At 40.1% G+C, this 14,939-nt stretch carries 15 protein-coding genes; 5 read left to right on the top strand and 10 right to left on the bottom strand.

Going from position 1 to position 14,939, the window contains the following annotated elements; genetic code table 11:
* Positions 1-99: 99 nt before the first annotated feature.
* The 9 genes from GSY63_RS13445 to GSY63_RS13405 all read right to left on the bottom strand — a co-directional run bounded on the left by GSY63_RS13445 (position 100) and on the right by GSY63_RS13405 (position 9,597).
* Positions 100-963 (bottom strand): hypothetical protein, encoded by an 864-nt coding sequence (locus tag GSY63_RS13445; RefSeq protein ID WP_243749227.1) that lies wholly within the window; start codon positions 961-963, stop codon positions 100-102.
* Positions 964-1,110: 147 nt separating this feature from the next.
* Positions 1,111-1,941 carry a hypothetical protein gene (locus GSY63_RS13440; protein ID WP_166586340.1) on the bottom strand — a complete coding sequence of 277 codons (831 nt, stop codon included), beginning with the start codon at positions 1,939-1,941 and terminating at the stop codon, positions 1,111-1,113.
* A gap of 57 nt (positions 1,942-1,998) precedes the next feature.
* Complete coding sequence (locus tag GSY63_RS13435) at positions 1,999-3,108, bottom strand: glycosyltransferase family 4 protein (RefSeq protein ID WP_166586339.1); 1,110 nt, start codon at positions 3,106-3,108, stop codon at positions 1,999-2,001.
* Positions 3,089-3,853 (bottom strand): glycosyltransferase family 2 protein, encoded by a 765-nt coding sequence (locus GSY63_RS13430; protein WP_166586338.1) that lies wholly within the window; start codon positions 3,851-3,853, stop codon positions 3,089-3,091. The genes GSY63_RS13435 and GSY63_RS13430 overlap by 20 nt, the downstream gene beginning before the upstream one ends.
* An 11-nt stretch (positions 3,854-3,864) precedes the next feature.
* Positions 3,865-5,697 carry an ABC transporter ATP-binding protein gene (locus tag GSY63_RS13425; protein ID WP_166586337.1) on the bottom strand — a complete coding sequence of 611 codons (1,833 nt, stop codon included), beginning with the start codon at positions 5,695-5,697 and terminating at the stop codon, positions 3,865-3,867.
* Between the two features lie 178 nt (positions 5,698-5,875).
* Positions 5,876-6,679 carry a DUF5672 family protein gene (locus tag GSY63_RS13420; RefSeq protein WP_166586336.1) on the bottom strand — a complete coding sequence of 268 codons (804 nt, stop codon included), beginning with the start codon at positions 6,677-6,679 and terminating at the stop codon, positions 5,876-5,878.
* Positions 6,680-6,690: 11 nt separating this feature from the next.
* Positions 6,691-7,644, bottom strand: a complete 954-nt coding sequence (locus GSY63_RS13415) for a hypothetical protein (RefSeq protein WP_166586335.1) — start codon at positions 7,642-7,644, stop codon at positions 6,691-6,693.
* 11 nt (positions 7,645-7,655) lie between these two features.
* The gene (locus GSY63_RS13410; protein ID WP_166586334.1) at positions 7,656-8,678 is read right to left on the bottom strand and encodes a glycosyltransferase family 4 protein; all 1,023 of its coding nucleotides are present in this window, start codon (positions 8,676-8,678) and stop codon (positions 7,656-7,658) included.
* A gap of 40 nt (positions 8,679-8,718) precedes the next feature.
* Positions 8,719-9,597, bottom strand: coding sequence for a glycosyltransferase family protein (locus GSY63_RS13405; RefSeq protein WP_166586333.1), 879 nt, complete (start codon positions 9,595-9,597; stop codon positions 8,719-8,721).
* A gap of 74 nt (positions 9,598-9,671) precedes the next feature.
* On the opposite strand from GSY63_RS13405, the gene meaB reads away from it, so the two are divergent.
* Complete coding sequence (meaB, locus tag GSY63_RS13400; RefSeq protein WP_166586332.1) at positions 9,672-10,589, top strand: methylmalonyl Co-A mutase-associated GTPase MeaB; 918 nt, start codon at positions 9,672-9,674, stop codon at positions 10,587-10,589.
* 8 nt (positions 10,590-10,597) lie between these two features.
* Here meaB and GSY63_RS13395 read toward each other — a convergent pair whose 3' ends face one another.
* A complete protein-coding gene (locus GSY63_RS13395; protein WP_166586331.1) occupies positions 10,598-11,887 on the bottom strand; it encodes an aminopeptidase P N-terminal domain-containing protein in 1,290 nt (429 codons plus the stop codon).
* Between the two features lie 150 nt (positions 11,888-12,037).
* Between GSY63_RS13395 and GSY63_RS13390 the strand changes: the two genes are divergently transcribed.
* The 4 genes from GSY63_RS13390 to GSY63_RS13375 all read left to right on the top strand — a co-directional run bounded on the left by GSY63_RS13390 (position 12,038) and on the right by GSY63_RS13375 (position 14,933).
* Positions 12,038-13,396, top strand: coding sequence for an OmpA family protein (locus GSY63_RS13390; protein WP_166586330.1), 1,359 nt, complete (start codon positions 12,038-12,040; stop codon positions 13,394-13,396).
* Positions 13,397-13,463: 67 nt separating this feature from the next.
* Positions 13,464-13,607, top strand: coding sequence for a DUF6728 family protein (locus GSY63_RS13385; RefSeq protein ID WP_166586329.1), 144 nt, complete (start codon positions 13,464-13,466; stop codon positions 13,605-13,607).
* Between the two features lie 10 nt (positions 13,608-13,617).
* A complete protein-coding gene (locus tag GSY63_RS13380) occupies positions 13,618-13,998 on the top strand; it encodes a RidA family protein (RefSeq protein ID WP_166586328.1) in 381 nt (126 codons plus the stop codon).
* Entirely contained in the window at positions 13,998-14,933 is a 936-nt protein-coding gene (locus tag GSY63_RS13375; protein WP_166586327.1) for an EamA family transporter, read from the top strand. The genes GSY63_RS13380 and GSY63_RS13375 overlap by 1 nt, the downstream gene beginning before the upstream one ends.
* The last annotated feature ends 6 nt before the right edge of the window (positions 14,934-14,939 follow it).

Below are 14,939 nucleotides of genomic sequence, written 5' to 3'. Positions count from 1 at the left end.
AAACCTGTAACTTCTATAAGAAAGGGTCGATACTTTAACTTTGTATCGGCCCTTTCTAGTTTTAGAATCACCAAAACGGATACCAGGTACTTGTAGTATTTAAATACGTTCTGATTTTCCGCTCCTTGTGTTAAAAACTTCCAGGCCCTTAATTTCATTTAAGCGAGCCTCGCCCGACGCATAGGTTAACCGGCCTTCTTTATCACGGCCTTCTCTAAATTGAGACAGCACATAACCCTCGGTAGCATTAACTATTTTTAAATCTTTAACAGCGTCTTTTCTTACAAAGTACGCATTATTACCGTGGCTATTGCTGCCTACAAAAGCATATCCTTTTTCTTCGGCCATGTCACACAGTGCGGGTAGCGATGCACCGAAATATAAATTACTATAATGCTGTTTGGTACGATAAAAATCCGCTTTGTAAGGCACCGTCCAGGCATTGTCCTTTCCAAAAATACTGTTGTATTCCACAATTACAATTACCGGCGAAATACCCGTTATAGCCTTCCAAACCCAATAATCGTTACCATCAATATCTACGTGCAACAGTCCTATCTCGCCTTTAAATCCATTTTGTGCTATCAAATCATTTATATTCTCGCAGGTAATAAAAGCGTTAAGGGCCGTTAGGTTATATTTCCAATACAGATCGTCTTGCCTAACCCGCTCCATGTTCTCTGCAGATCCATCCATAATCAGACCACTCCAGTTATTATTCATTAACAAAAACCTGGTATTGGCTTCAGTATAATCCTGCACACCAAATTCTATAAAGGTTTTGGTTTTAATATCCAGATAGTTGACCAAAAATTGGATAATGCCATCATCTCCCCATTGTGAAAATACCTTAAACTCGGCCAGTTGAATATTTTGTAAAATGTTAGGCGTATTGGCGTTATTTAACCGGGATAGAATATTAGCCTGCAATATTTTTTGAACGCTTGTTTCTTCTTTCAGCAAAGAAATTTGTTGGTTTATTAATTGAAGTGCGGAAGTTAATTTATGGTTTTTTAACAACATAGTGCAGGTAGGATTTGGGGCAAAAATACCATTTTAGCATTAAGTTAAATGCTTAATTGCAATTTCGGTATGATATGGCTTGGGAGCCTAGCTATCAAATCTGTTTTTATTTGATTTGATCTTTACAGATTTTCGTGCGATTTTCTTGCCCCATTTAGTTTCATACAACTTTGTACGGAACTTAGAAGCCGATAAATAAAAGTCGCTTATGGTAGTTACTATCCGCCTGCTACGCATAAAATACGCATATTTATCAATCAGGCTTTCCTGAATGCGGTAATAATCTTTATTAGGGTTGCCGAGGCTTTTGTGGGTAATCTTAAAATTAATTGCATAAGCACTATAACCCAAAAGCTCGGCTATTAAACACAAATCGGTTCCATATAAGTGGAATCCTTTCAAATTTGATGATAGTGCAAGATTGGCAGAACGTTTTACGACGATAAAATTCTCGTCTACACTGGCAACCTTGTGAGGTAGCGTCCCTACCATTTGATGCAAGCCATCGGGGTAAGCCACATTTAATACATACCGACGATACAAATCTCCCTCAAGCCCACCGGCATTGCTTAAAATGCCCCAGTTTTTATCGATAACAGCTATATCATCTATACAATTTCTTAATATGCTTATATCGTCGAAGTTTATTAAAATATCCTGATGGCATAAAATAATGTACCGTCCTTTTGCATGCTGCAAAAACAAATTTAACCCAGCGTAGGCATCAAAACTGTTGTCCGTACTGTTATCTATATACCGAAATTCACAAATATCTTTACTAAAGCCTGCATCTATAAAAGAGGTCACCATTTCAGCATACTCTGCTTTATTAGTTACCAAGGTGCAGACAGAGAACTCGTACTCGGGCTGTATCCCTACCTCCCTGATAGCGAAATCAAGATTAGCTGTTTGCTCCATTTATCAAATCATTTTTATTTAACACCACCTTATGAGGGAAATTGCCCGATTGTGCAATCACCTACCTGCAAGTTGGTGATACAAAGAAATGGTTTTATCAATACATTTCTGTAGCGGGAAAAGCTGCAATCGCTTTTTCCCTGCTTCAACAAGACTATTCTTTAATTCATCATCAACCAGCACGCTCAAAACTGCATCTGAAATATCGTTAACGTTCTCGGGGTCGAAGTATTTAACTGCATCTCCGCCCACCTCGGGAAAACTACTGGTATTACTGCATAGTACTGGGCAGCTATTTTGGAAAGCCTCTAATATCGGAAAACCGAAGCCCTCATACAACGATGGAAATACAAAAGCCTTTGCGTGCTGATAAAGTTCTGTAAGTTCATCGTCGGTTACACTTAGCCTTATGCATCGATGGATTATATCAATATCGGTTAAAAATTTGATATCGGCCTTGCTAAATGGCATACCTCCCGTGCAAACCAAATACATGTTATCGTGCTGTCGAAATATTGGCACCAATGCTTCGGCCAGTCGATTAAAGTTTTTGTATATGTCTCTACTGCCAACGTATAAAATAAAAGAGTCTGGTATATCCAGCGTTCTGGGAACTTTTACTGGCGAAAACTCCTTGATATTAACTCCATGATAAATAACCTCAATTCTATCTTCAGGTATATTCAGTAGCTCTATTAAATCGTTTTTGGTAGAATTAGAAATGGCAATTACCTTATCTGCTTTAACAACCACATGGCGTTTGTACCCCGATACGATATCATCTGTCAAAAACGCTTCCGGGAATCTTTCGTGAATCATGTCGTGCACAGTTACAACGAATGGCTTCTTTATATATGGTAAAAAATAAGGATGATAATAAGTAGGATGAAAAACATCGTAGTTTCCCCGTTTTATTAAGTATTTGCTATAAGCCCGATTCCATTTGATCTCGCGCTTATTCTTTTTACTTAATAACTTTTTAACAAGGCCACTCTTGAATGGTAAAGGTATATCCTTGATGTAGTAGTTATTGGTATATAGGGTTGCAACTTCGCATTCAATATCAGCGGTATGATGTATTTCGGAAATAATATTGGCAAAATATCTGGTTATACCACCATATCGCTGCTCGCTAAAATGCTGATAATCATAAAGAACCTTTACCATTTTGCTTATTTTGTTTTCGCATTAATTTATATTTCCTGAACCTGTATCTCGTATACACCCATAACCCGAGATACTTTTTAACCATATGGTTATAATGCTGATAATACAGGGTGTCTACCTTATTGGCAGAAAAGCCACGGGTGTCATATATAGCTACCAGATCGTCTAAAAATTGCCATTTAAAGCGCTTATCGGCAAAGCATCTGATATTAAAGTGTTGGTCGGCCAGAATTTTGTAATGCGTTTCGTATTGATAATAATCAAAAACCTTCTTTGGATAAAATATACTCTGATGGCATATTTCCATCTTAATAAAGTCATACTTCTTATAAGCTTTGCCCCTTATATCGCCCCATAATACCACTTTAGCATAATATACTACATGGCTATTACGCAAAGCGTTTACAACCTTGTTAAAGCCGCCCAACAATCTGTCATCGGCCCCCATAAAATACACCCATTGTCCGCGGGTATATTCAACAGCTTTATTCATGGCATCATAAATACCTTCATCGGGTTCGCTGCGCCAGTAGTCAATTTTATTGCTGTATTGTTGCAGCAGTTCGAGCGTGCCGTCGGTACTGCCGCCATCCAGCATTACCAATTCCACATTTGCCGAACGATAGGCCAATACATTCTCCATAAAACCAGGTATTAACGAAACGGCGTTATAAACTACCGTTATAATGCTAAGTTTTGGCTGCTTTTTGCCTTCGGATTGTAAACGTATGCCGCCTTCTGTCATAAAAGCTCAGATCAACTATTAAAAGTTTGCATATCAATAAGCCTCCTGTACAAGCCATTGGCTGCAAATAATTCGGCGTGCGTACCCTGTTCTACAATTGTACCCGCTTCCAATACCACAATAATATCTGCACTTTGTATGGTGCTTAAACGGTGTGCAATTATAAGAGAGGTACGGTTTTTCATCAGATTGTTCAACGCATCCTGCACTAGTTTTTCTGACTCTGTATCCAATGCCGAGGTTGCTTCGTCTAACAGCATAATAGGAGGATTGGCCAGTACAGCGCGCGCAATACAAATACGTTGGCGCTGCCCGCCCGAAAGCTTTGTACCCCTATCGCCAATATTGGTTTGGTAACCGTTTTCGGTTTCCGTTATAAAATTGTGGGCGTTGGCAATACGTGCGGCAGCTTCTACCTGCTCTTGTGTGGCATCGGGCTTACCAAAAGCAATGTTGTTAAATATAGTATCGTTAAACAATACAGACTCCTGGTTAACAATACCCATTAGCGCACGAACGGAGTTGGTAGTCAATGACCGCAGATCATGGCCATCTATCAAAATCTCGCCTTTTTGAGGTTCGATAAAACGTGGGATGAGGTCCATCATGGTAGATTTACCACCTCCCGAAGGACCCACCAATGCAACCGTTTTACCTTTTGGCACGGTAAAATTAATATTCGACAATACCACTTTTTCGTCGTAGGCAAAGGTTACGTCCTTAAACTGTATACCTTGAATAAAGTCGGTTATTGGTTTGGCGTCAGGTGCGTCAGTTATGGCAGGCTTGGTGTCTATCAGTTCCAGTACACGCTCGCCTGCCGCGATACCCGAGTGTATGTTGCTAAATGAATCTGAAATAGCCTTTGCTGGGCGCATCAACTGTGAGAATAAAGCGATATAGGCAATGAATTGTCCCGGACTTAGCTCCGATTTGTGGTTCAATATCAAATAACCACCATACAATACAATAAAAGCCACCATGGTAACACTCATCGCCTCTGAAACCGGCGATGCCAGTTGCTGACGCCTGGCCATGGACTTGGTTATTCGTGAATAATTTTTATTCTCGCTGTTAAAACGACCTTTGATAAAATCAACGGCGTTAAATGCCTTAATAATTTTTATGCCAGAGAGCGCCTCGTCCAAATAGCTAATCATATTTCCATAGGACTGTTGGGCCGCAATTGCCTGCGCCTTTAAACGCTTTACAATCCGGGAAATAATAAACCCCGAAACTGGTATTACCAACAAAGAATACAGGGTAAGTTTGGTTGAAATTAAGAATAGCGTAACCAAAAAGGCAATAAGTGTAACCGGCTCCTTAAAAATAACCTGCAGCGTACCTGTTACCGAATATTGCACCACCTGTACGTCTGAAGCAACTTTGGATATGATATCGCCCTTACGCTCATTGCTGAAATAACCCAAATGGAGGTTCATCACGTTATCAAAAACTGCTTTTCTGAAATTTAAAAGCGTATGTACACGCAGGTTTTCCATAGTGCGGGCTGATAAGTACCTGAACAAGTTGCCTAATATAACCGCAGCTATAATTACCGCAACTACAAACTTTAAAGCCCCCCAGGCCCCATAATTACTTACATAATACTGCAGATAGTATTTAAACCAGGCCTGAAAATCAAGAAAAGAAGTTGGTTTTGCTAATTGAACGCCATGCGCAGCCGCGCTAACACTGGTTAAAAACAATGTATTAAGTAACGGCCCCAGTAATGCCAGCACCATCGTGCTGAAAAATACGTACAGGAGCGTAAAAATGATATAAGGAATGGCAAACTTCTCAATTGGTTTTGCAAAAGAGAGCAGCCTGAAATATGTCTTCATCTAGTTTCTAAAATTCTGCAAAAGTACTAATAACGGCGGGATTATTTATTTAACATAAATTTACTTGCTACCAATTTGAAAAATCTGCAACGACAACAAGGGCTTTTACCAAGTTTATTATTCTAAAATAGTTGGAAAACTTTGGGTTGGGAGACGCCGATTGCTTATTGGCAATTACCTATATTTCGTAACCTAATTTACCAAAAATCGGCCCCCAAAATTCCAGGTAATTATCCCAATCATGGCAGCCGAAGGGTAGTTGGTATCCATTAAGCCCGTAGGCAGTTTGCGGGGCATATTCAAAAGCAAATTTTAACCCGGTTTGCCAATCAGGGATGTTAAGCATCTTCTTCTTTCTATTAACCTCAATACTCCAAAAAGCATCTTCATTATATTGATGAGCGGTGTATGCCAGATATTCTTTAATCTGCTTATCCATACTAACGCAAACCTCATAAAATGGTCTTACTCTTCGTAATGAGAACCCCCCGTTGCCAACCCTGTTTTCAAACTGATATTTGTTAGGCACACCACGTTTTTTAAGATTAAACTCGGTAGATAAATATTGCTGAGCTTTTAACACCGCTGCCTTAAAAGGATTGCTTACTATTTGTTTCCTAATCCACGGCGCACCAATATAATCCCAATTTTGGCTGCACCAGTCGGCAAGCTCATCTTTAAAAACAAAAGCATCCATCTGATATATCAGGATGTATTCGTATGCCAAAAACTGCTCATAAAAGATTGGCGACAGCATTAATTTATTGTACCCCTCAATACCTTTAAAAAAACTGTCATCAAAACTTACTTCTTCTTCAATTGATACCATGTTAGCGTCAACCGGTATTTTTAGACTATTGGGCTTTATAGCAATTTTGGGGTAAGCGGCTAACACGTTTTCGCACTGTTGCAGCGCTATTTTTTCGTAAGGGGATATAGCATCGCGATAAAATGGAATTACAATTGCAACTTTCTGTAACATGTTATTACTGCTTATTGAGGGGATGCGTTATCTAATAGTTTAACCACCGACTCGAAATGATCCTGAAAAAGAAAATCATAAGCGTTATCACCTTCGGGTACCACATTTATAACCTCGAAAGCTACTTCCAATATCCGTGGCACCTTCAATGCCTCTGCCAGTGAATATGGAAAGGATTGGTTACCGATAAAAAATTTACAACCGGCAATTATTTGTGATAGTTGCAAAAAATCATTGCCTTTAATCCACTCTATTTGGGGCAATATAACCTTCATGGCTTCGTACTCTTCTGCAACGCCTATAAATTTCAGGTTCTTGTAATTGTTTAAAAACGAATAGCTGATCGATGTATTTTGGTAGCGCATACTACGGGCAATAATAATACTGTCTGCATAGTTTATATCAGGCTGCACCCTTAACCAGCTTTTATATAACTGTGGATTTACCCCCGTTATGTAGCCACACCAACGGGCGATATTGCCTTTGTCCTGATGGATGAGGCCGGCCCGGAAGTAATCCAGATCAATCTGTACTTCTTGATTTTGATATACTTCACAGGTACTTATATAAGGTTGCGAACTTACCAGCGGTATTAGCATATCGGCCATTTTTTGGTTAAGCATAACATTGCCAACCGGATGGCTGCCATAATTTGGAAGATTTACCTCCCTGCCTAATTTAAAGTATAAATTAATTGCAGCGCCCGTAAGTTCGTGTATACGTTTAATGGTAGCCAAGGCGTAAATTATATCTCCGGCGTGGCCACTATGTATTAGATTAAGCTCACCTGCGGCCTCACTTAACAGCTTTATTTTATCAAGGCTATTTATCCGGCCCGAGCCCTTTAACGATTCGGCAAAATTGGTGTTCTTATAATTGGTTAAATCCCACTTATAGGCTTTGTACTTTGGGGTATCTGTAAACTTTAAAAACAGCTTGCTTACAATATTTCTCTTTTTAAACATGATACAATTAATTACCGTTGTAAACAACTATGATATAACTGGAGATATTGATCAGCCGCCTTATCCCATGAAAATTTTTCGGCCTGTATAACCATCTCATTTGCTCTGTTCTTAACCTTAAAATCATGCATCCCTTTGGCAAAAACCTCCTGCATATGTTGTGGCTCGAAACTATCAAAATAGTAGGCTGCATCTTCGCCTACCTCGGGCAACGATGTAAATTTTGACAAAAAAACAGGCTTTCCAAAATACATGGCTTCGATTACCGGCAAACCGAAACCCTCCGCAATTGAGGGAAATAAAAACGCCTCACAATTCTTGTAATACCAGGCTTTATCATCATCGCTCACAGGGCCGGTTATGTGAACTCGGTGCATACAGTTATATTTTTCGGCCTCTTCGATAATTTGCTGCTTGTGGGGAGTTTCTATCCCAGCTATAACCAAATGATAATCATTACCAACAAGCAATGCCGGCAAAAAATGAAACCCCTTTTGTTTAGATAACAGCCCGATAGTATATAAAAACGGTTGTGAAGGCAAAAATACAGGCAGATGATTTTCGGGAACAACCAGTTTATCTGCGCCGTTGTAAATTACACTTAATTTGTCTTTAACTTCTGGAAAATAGTGCAACACATCGTTAGCTACGAATTGTGATATCGTTACAACCCTGTCGCAATAGGCCATGTTTTTTCGCATTCTATTCAGATACCGTTCGATACTGGCCGGTTTGCTTTTTTTAACATGAACTTTGTTCATATCGTGCAAAGTCATAATCCTTAGGGCTTTCACCCGTTGCGGCTTCAGCCGAAAAGTATGATCTGTAAAGTGAACGATATCGAACTTATTACCGGCAGAAAAAAAAATTTTGTGCCAGACTGATAATAAATAAATACCAACCTTGCCAGCAAACAGTGCTTCAGTTATTTTAAAAACGTAGAAACTTAGTTTAAACCGTCCGTGATTTTGCCTGATCAACGCATCGCCCAGCCCTTTACCAAATGAATAGTACCCGCGGTTAAGGTCCTTCATAGAATCGAAAGTTATTAAAACCGATGGTTTGGACATTTGCTTATTTAATAATTTTATAATTACGGTATTCGCTTACGCGCCAACCGGTTAAATCTTCTATTTTTTGCAAGACCTTACGCCTAAAGTTCATTTGCTTTTTCAGCTTATCCTGATCTATGTTTAGGTTCCAGTTGGTTGCCGCTATGCGCGGTTGCATTACAGCCGGATGTGTACCTGTAAACGGCAATAAGCGGTCGGCATTGTGGTAACTGAACTCAAAGGTTTGGGGCAGATTTTCGGCCAGCCAATTGTCGTCATGATAAAACTGGTTAAAATTACGCAGTTTATTTTCCAAACCTTTTGGCGGCTTTACCCAACCATAGTGGTAAATATAGGCATCAATAAGTTTTACATTGATCTTGCGGTCGCCCCAACGAAAACCCTGTGCATCCCGGTACGAGTGGATTGCTTTATTATTACGTAACACCCTTATCTCGCGCCGATACCAGCGGCGCGAATGCCCGTAATAATCGTAAGAACCATAAAAATGCAGGTATTTAAACAACAATCCCTCTACGCGCATATTGCTGAGGTTGTCTTCCATTGCCTTTTTTATAACCGGCAGATATTGCTCGTGCACACACTCATCACCCTGAATGTAAAAGGCCCAGTCGGCGTCAGGCGATATAGCGTTAAAAGCCTTATCAGTTTCAACGGCGAATACAGAACCTCCTTCGCGCAGGGATTCGTCCCAAACGGTGTGGATTATTTTGACCTTAGGAGAGTTAATCCCTTTAATCAATTGTTCGGTTTCGTCATCGCTGTTACCCAGGGCTACTACAAACTCATCGCATATTGGCAATATGGACGTTATGGCTTCAACAACCGGATAGTCGTTTTTAACCGCGTTTCTGATAAAGGTAAAACCTGCTACTTTCATTTTTAATGCCTGCAAATATAAGGTATATGTACATAAGCGGTATGATTGCGTAATTTCAATACATTTGTTATGAAATGCCAGGCTCCAATACTACCATAACTCCTCATTACACCAATTTCAGATCGGTGGCAAGGGCATTAACCATGGTGGAAAATGATTTGGATGGTGCAGCAAATTTGCTTCAGAACTTAGCTATCGACAATAACATACCTATTATAGGAATAACCGGGCCACCTGGTGCCGGCAAAAGCACATTGGTAAACAACCTGATCAGCGAATTAATTACGGATGATAAATACGTGGCTATTCTCGCCATCGACCCCACTTCGCCGTTTAACTTCGGCTCCTTACTGGGCGACCGTATTCGTATGGCTCCGCATTTTAATAGTTCTCAAGTTTTTATCCGGTCGTTGGCTACGCGTGGTTCGTTGGGTGGATTATCGGGCAAAACCATAGAGATGGCCGATGTATTACGCGCTGCCGGATTTGATTATATATTAATTGAAACAGTAGGCGTAGGACAATCGGAAGTAGAAATTGCCGGACTGGCTGATATTACCCTGGTAGTTTTAGTGCCCGAAGCCGGCGACGAAATTCAGAACATCAAGTCGGGATTAATGGAAATTGCTGATGCCTTTATTATTAACAAGGCCGATCGTGCGGGTGCTGATGAATTTGCTGGAAAACTTAAAACGTTATTAACCGATCAGCATAATAGCATCCCTGTCTTTAAAACTGTAGCCTCAGAAAATACAGGCATTAACGCGATAACTGAATTTATTGCCGATAGCCCGTTCAAAACCAACGAACGCAAAGCTTTCCTCGCGGCTGAAAAAGCATACCATATAATAAAGGAGCGCCGCATGGCCGAAGTAGACAAAAAAAAGCTCCGGCAACAAATTGCCGAAGCCTTAATTAATGATCCGCAGTTTAATTTATATAGGTTTACCGCGGAATATTTCTTAAACGCTTCTTCATCGGGGAAGATTTAGGAGGGGTTTTACGAGTTCATGATCTCTTCGATATGATCTGCCTCAACCGGGATATCGGCCATCAAGTCTACATTTCCATCTTTGGTAATCAGGATATTGTTTTCTAAACGGATACCTAAACCCTCCGCCGGGATATAAATACCAGGCTCGCAAGTTAAAATGTTACCTACTTCAAATGATTTGTAACGGCTGGCGTAATCATGCACATCCAGGCCCAAATGATGTGAGGTGCCGTGCATAAAGTACTTCTTATATAGAGGTGCCGCAGGATCCTGGTTTTTAACATCGGTACTATCCAGCAAACCGAGGCCAACAAGTTCGCTGGTCATAATTTTGCCAACCTCTTCGTGATATTCATTCCAAACTGTACCAGCCACAATTAGTTGGGTTGCCTGGCGCATTACACGTAATACAGCATTGTATACATCGCGTTGGCGTGCAGTAAAGCGGCCATTAACCGGTATAGATCGGCTCATGTCGGCATTGTAGTTAGCATACTCTGCACCAAAATCGAATAAAATCACATCACCGTCTTTACAGATCTGGTTATTATCTATATAATGTAATACATTGGCATTTGGCCCCGACGCTATAATTGGGCTATACGCATGCCCGGTTCCCCGCTGCCTGATAAATTCGTGGATGATCTCGGCCTCTATTTCATATTCGCCTACACCGGGTTTTGTAAATTTCAGCACACGCACAAATGCATCTCGTGTAATTTCGCAGGCTTTTTTGGTTAGTTCAATTTCTATATCCGATTTTACAACCCGCAAATCGCGTAGTATGGGTGCCGAACGTAAAAAGTTATGCAGCGGATATTTTTCTTTCAGCGTTTGATACTTTCTGACATCACGCGTTGGTATTTCATACACATAACGGTCGTTCTCATTGGTATTAATGTAAACGTTCTCGGCATAATTAATAATGCCATGCAAAACGCTGTCGAAGCTGTCTAACCACAAGATAGTTTTGATGCTGGATGTTTGCGTGGCTTCTTCTTTAGTGTACTTGTGTCCTTCCCATATGGCAATGTGTTCACTCGTTTGTCTTAAAAAGAGTACTTCTTTGTATAGTGGATTAGGACAATCTGGAAAAAGCACTAATATGCTTTGCTCCTGATCTATTCCCGACAAATAAAAAAAGTCGGGATTTTGCTTAAAAATGTAATTCTGGTCGCCACTACGATTAAATTCATCGTTAGAATGAAATATAGCTATAGACTGGGGCTTTAATCGGGAAACGAAATTATTTCTATTCTTAGTAAATAATTCGCTTTTGATGGTAGGATATTTCATACTTATTATTGTATTATACATTTTTTAAACAAATTTTTATTCTATTTGTCTAAGTAAATGACAGTTTTGGAACGGTGTTTGGTAACGTTTCAAACATAATTACTAATTTTGAAAAAAAAATCACAATTAAAATTGTTTAATCTAAAAACTATGAACTATTCTACATTAAAGAAAACAGTCGCTTTATCAGTTGCGTCTTTGATGGCTGTAGGGATGGTGAAAGCGCAAACTTCAACCACTACGACCACAGACACAACGAAAATGTCTTCTGGCACTACTACTGCTAAGGTATTTGGCGGTAGAGGACAGTACAACACTTTTAGCCTTGGTATCAACGGCGGCGTTACCGCTCCTGTTGTTGCTACAGGTGGTTCTAATGACTACACGAACTGGAAAACCAGCTATGGTTATGGTGCATCATTAAGATGGCAAGTAGCTCATTCATTCGGTATCCAGGGTGATTTCCACGGTGGTAAAGTAAAAGGTACCAACGAAGATGCACTTAACGGTATCCGTGATGACCGTCAATCTTTCGACACTAAATTCTACAGCGGAACTTTAAGCGGTGTTGTTAACGTTGCAACTATCGATTACTTACGCCGCAAAAATGCAATTAACTTCTTCGTTACTGCAGGTGCTGGTTTAGTATGGTACAACCCTACTATGGTTTTAGGTAATGGTACTGACTTCGTTTACCAAAACGCTGATGGTTCTAACCACTATGTTAAAAGTTTAGTTATCCCTGTAGGCGTAGGCGTTAAATTCCGCTTAGCTGATTCATGGGCTCTGAACTTAGGTTACACTGAAAACTTCACTGATGATGACATCCTTGATGGTTTAAACAGAGGTTACCCTTCTAAAGACAAATACTCTTACGGTTATGCTGGTTTAGAGTACACTTTCGGTCCTAAATCTAAAGCTAACTTAGACTGGGTTAATCCAGTAGCTATGATGTATGATGAACTGTATGATGCAGCTTTACGTCAAGAAGTTGAAGCTTTAAAAGGCCGTGTATCTAACGTTGAAAACGCAGTTAACGATCTGAAAAAAGATTCTGATGGTGACGGTGTTTCTGATCAATTCGACAAATGCCCTAACACTCCTGCAGGTACTGTAGTTGATGGTGCAGGTTGCCCATTGAAAAAAGATACAGTTACTGTTGGTGGTGCTGCTGCTCCAGCTGCTTACACAAACATCCAGTTTGACTTTGATAGCTCAGTATTAAGAACTTCTTCTTACCCAACTTTAGATGCAGTTTCTGCTGACTTACGTTCAAACACTGCTAAAACTGTTGAGTTAGATGGTTTCGCTTCATCTGAAGGTACTGCTGCTCACAACATGCGTTTATCTAAAGATCGTGCTAACTCAGTAAAAACTTACTTAGTTAACTCTGGTGTTGAAGCAAGACGTTTAAAAGTTAAAGCTTTTGGTGAAACTAAACCAATCGCTGACAACTCAACTGAAGAAGGACGCGTTCAAAACCGTCGTGTTGAGTTCTCACAAAAATAATTAACACCAAAATTAGTATTACGAAAAGGCGTCCCGGTGGGACGCCTTTTTTGTTTAACTTTGTTTTATGTACTTCTTTCGCAAAAAGGACCCGAACAGGCCCGTGAGCTTTAATCTGAAAGTAATGCATTTTATTAATGCACTGGCTATTATCATGTTCCTGGCCGGCATCATCTGGAAACTGATTGATGTATTCCTGATCAAAAAGTGAAACTATACTTATGAAAACTATTATAAACACCACAAAGGCGCCTGCGCCTATTGGCCCGTACAGCCAGGCTGTAGCCACCGGAAATTTATTATTTGTATCGGGTCAGATAGCCCTCGACCCGCAAAGCGGCGAATTGGTTACCAGCGATATCCCGTCTGAGACCAAACTGGTAATGGAGAACCTAAAGGCTATTTTAACCGAAGCCGGTGCAGACTTTTCCTCAGTTGTTAAAACCACCATCTTTTTAAAAGACATGGGCAACTTTGCAGTAGTTAACGAAATTTATGGATCATACTTTACTGATAATTTCCCCGCCCGCGAAACCGTACAGGCCGCCGCTTTACCCAAAAATGTAAACGTCGAAATATCTGTAATTGCTACTTTGGCTTAATGAAACAAAAAAGAGCCTCATTTATATATTTGCTGGCGGCCATTGGGGCTGCTTTTATATGGGGCTTTTTAACTATTCCGTTAAAGCACCTGCACCATGTGGGTTATGCTTCATCACAGATTCTCTATTACCGTGTGTTTACCTCGCTAATTATTATCTGGATCTATAATCTGGTGTTTCGTTCAAAAACCATAAGCAAAGATATATCGACTTTAAAAGCGATGCAGCCGAAACAACGCAGCAAAGCTTTATGGTTGCTGTTTGCCACTGGGGTTATGATCACTGGTAACTGGTTCTCGTACATTTATGTAGTAAACCATATTAGTGTTAAGGTAGCGGCTTTTGCTTATTTCATTTGTCCGCTTTTAACTGCAGGCGGTGGATTTTTGATACTCAAAGAACAGCTTTCGAAAGTTAAAGTAGCGGGCATTGTCATTGCATTATTAAGCATTGTTATTCTTTCTACCGGCTCGGTTACAGATATGCTGTGGTCATTTGTGGTGGCTATATTTTACGCTATTTACCTCATCATTCAACGGGTACTAACACAGTTCGATAAAATTAATATGCTGGCTTTGCAGCTACTAATCTCTGCTTTGATGCTATTGCCATTTTACTCGCACGAGTTTAATGGCTTGCCTCAATCTTCAGATTTCTGGATAAACATTACCGTGGTTGCCGTGCTGTTTACGTTGATACCTTTATTACTTAGTTTATTTGCATTAACAGGTATTCCGTCATCAACCTTGGGTATCACCATATACATTAACCCTATCATGACCTTTGTGGTAGCCTTTGTATATTTTCACGAAGCGTTTGACCAATCACAGTTGCTGGGTTATATACTGCTTTTGGCTTCGGTTATCGTATTCAACTGGGGGATGATTGACAACCTGTTCAATCGCAAAAAAGAAATACAAACTCAACTTATTTAAGCTCTC

It is taken from the genome of Mucilaginibacter agri, assembly GCF_009928685.1.
Classification (GTDB): Bacteria; Bacteroidota; Bacteroidia; order Sphingobacteriales; family Sphingobacteriaceae; genus Mucilaginibacter; species Mucilaginibacter agri.
This window is presented reverse-complemented; position numbering and strand designations above follow the sequence as displayed.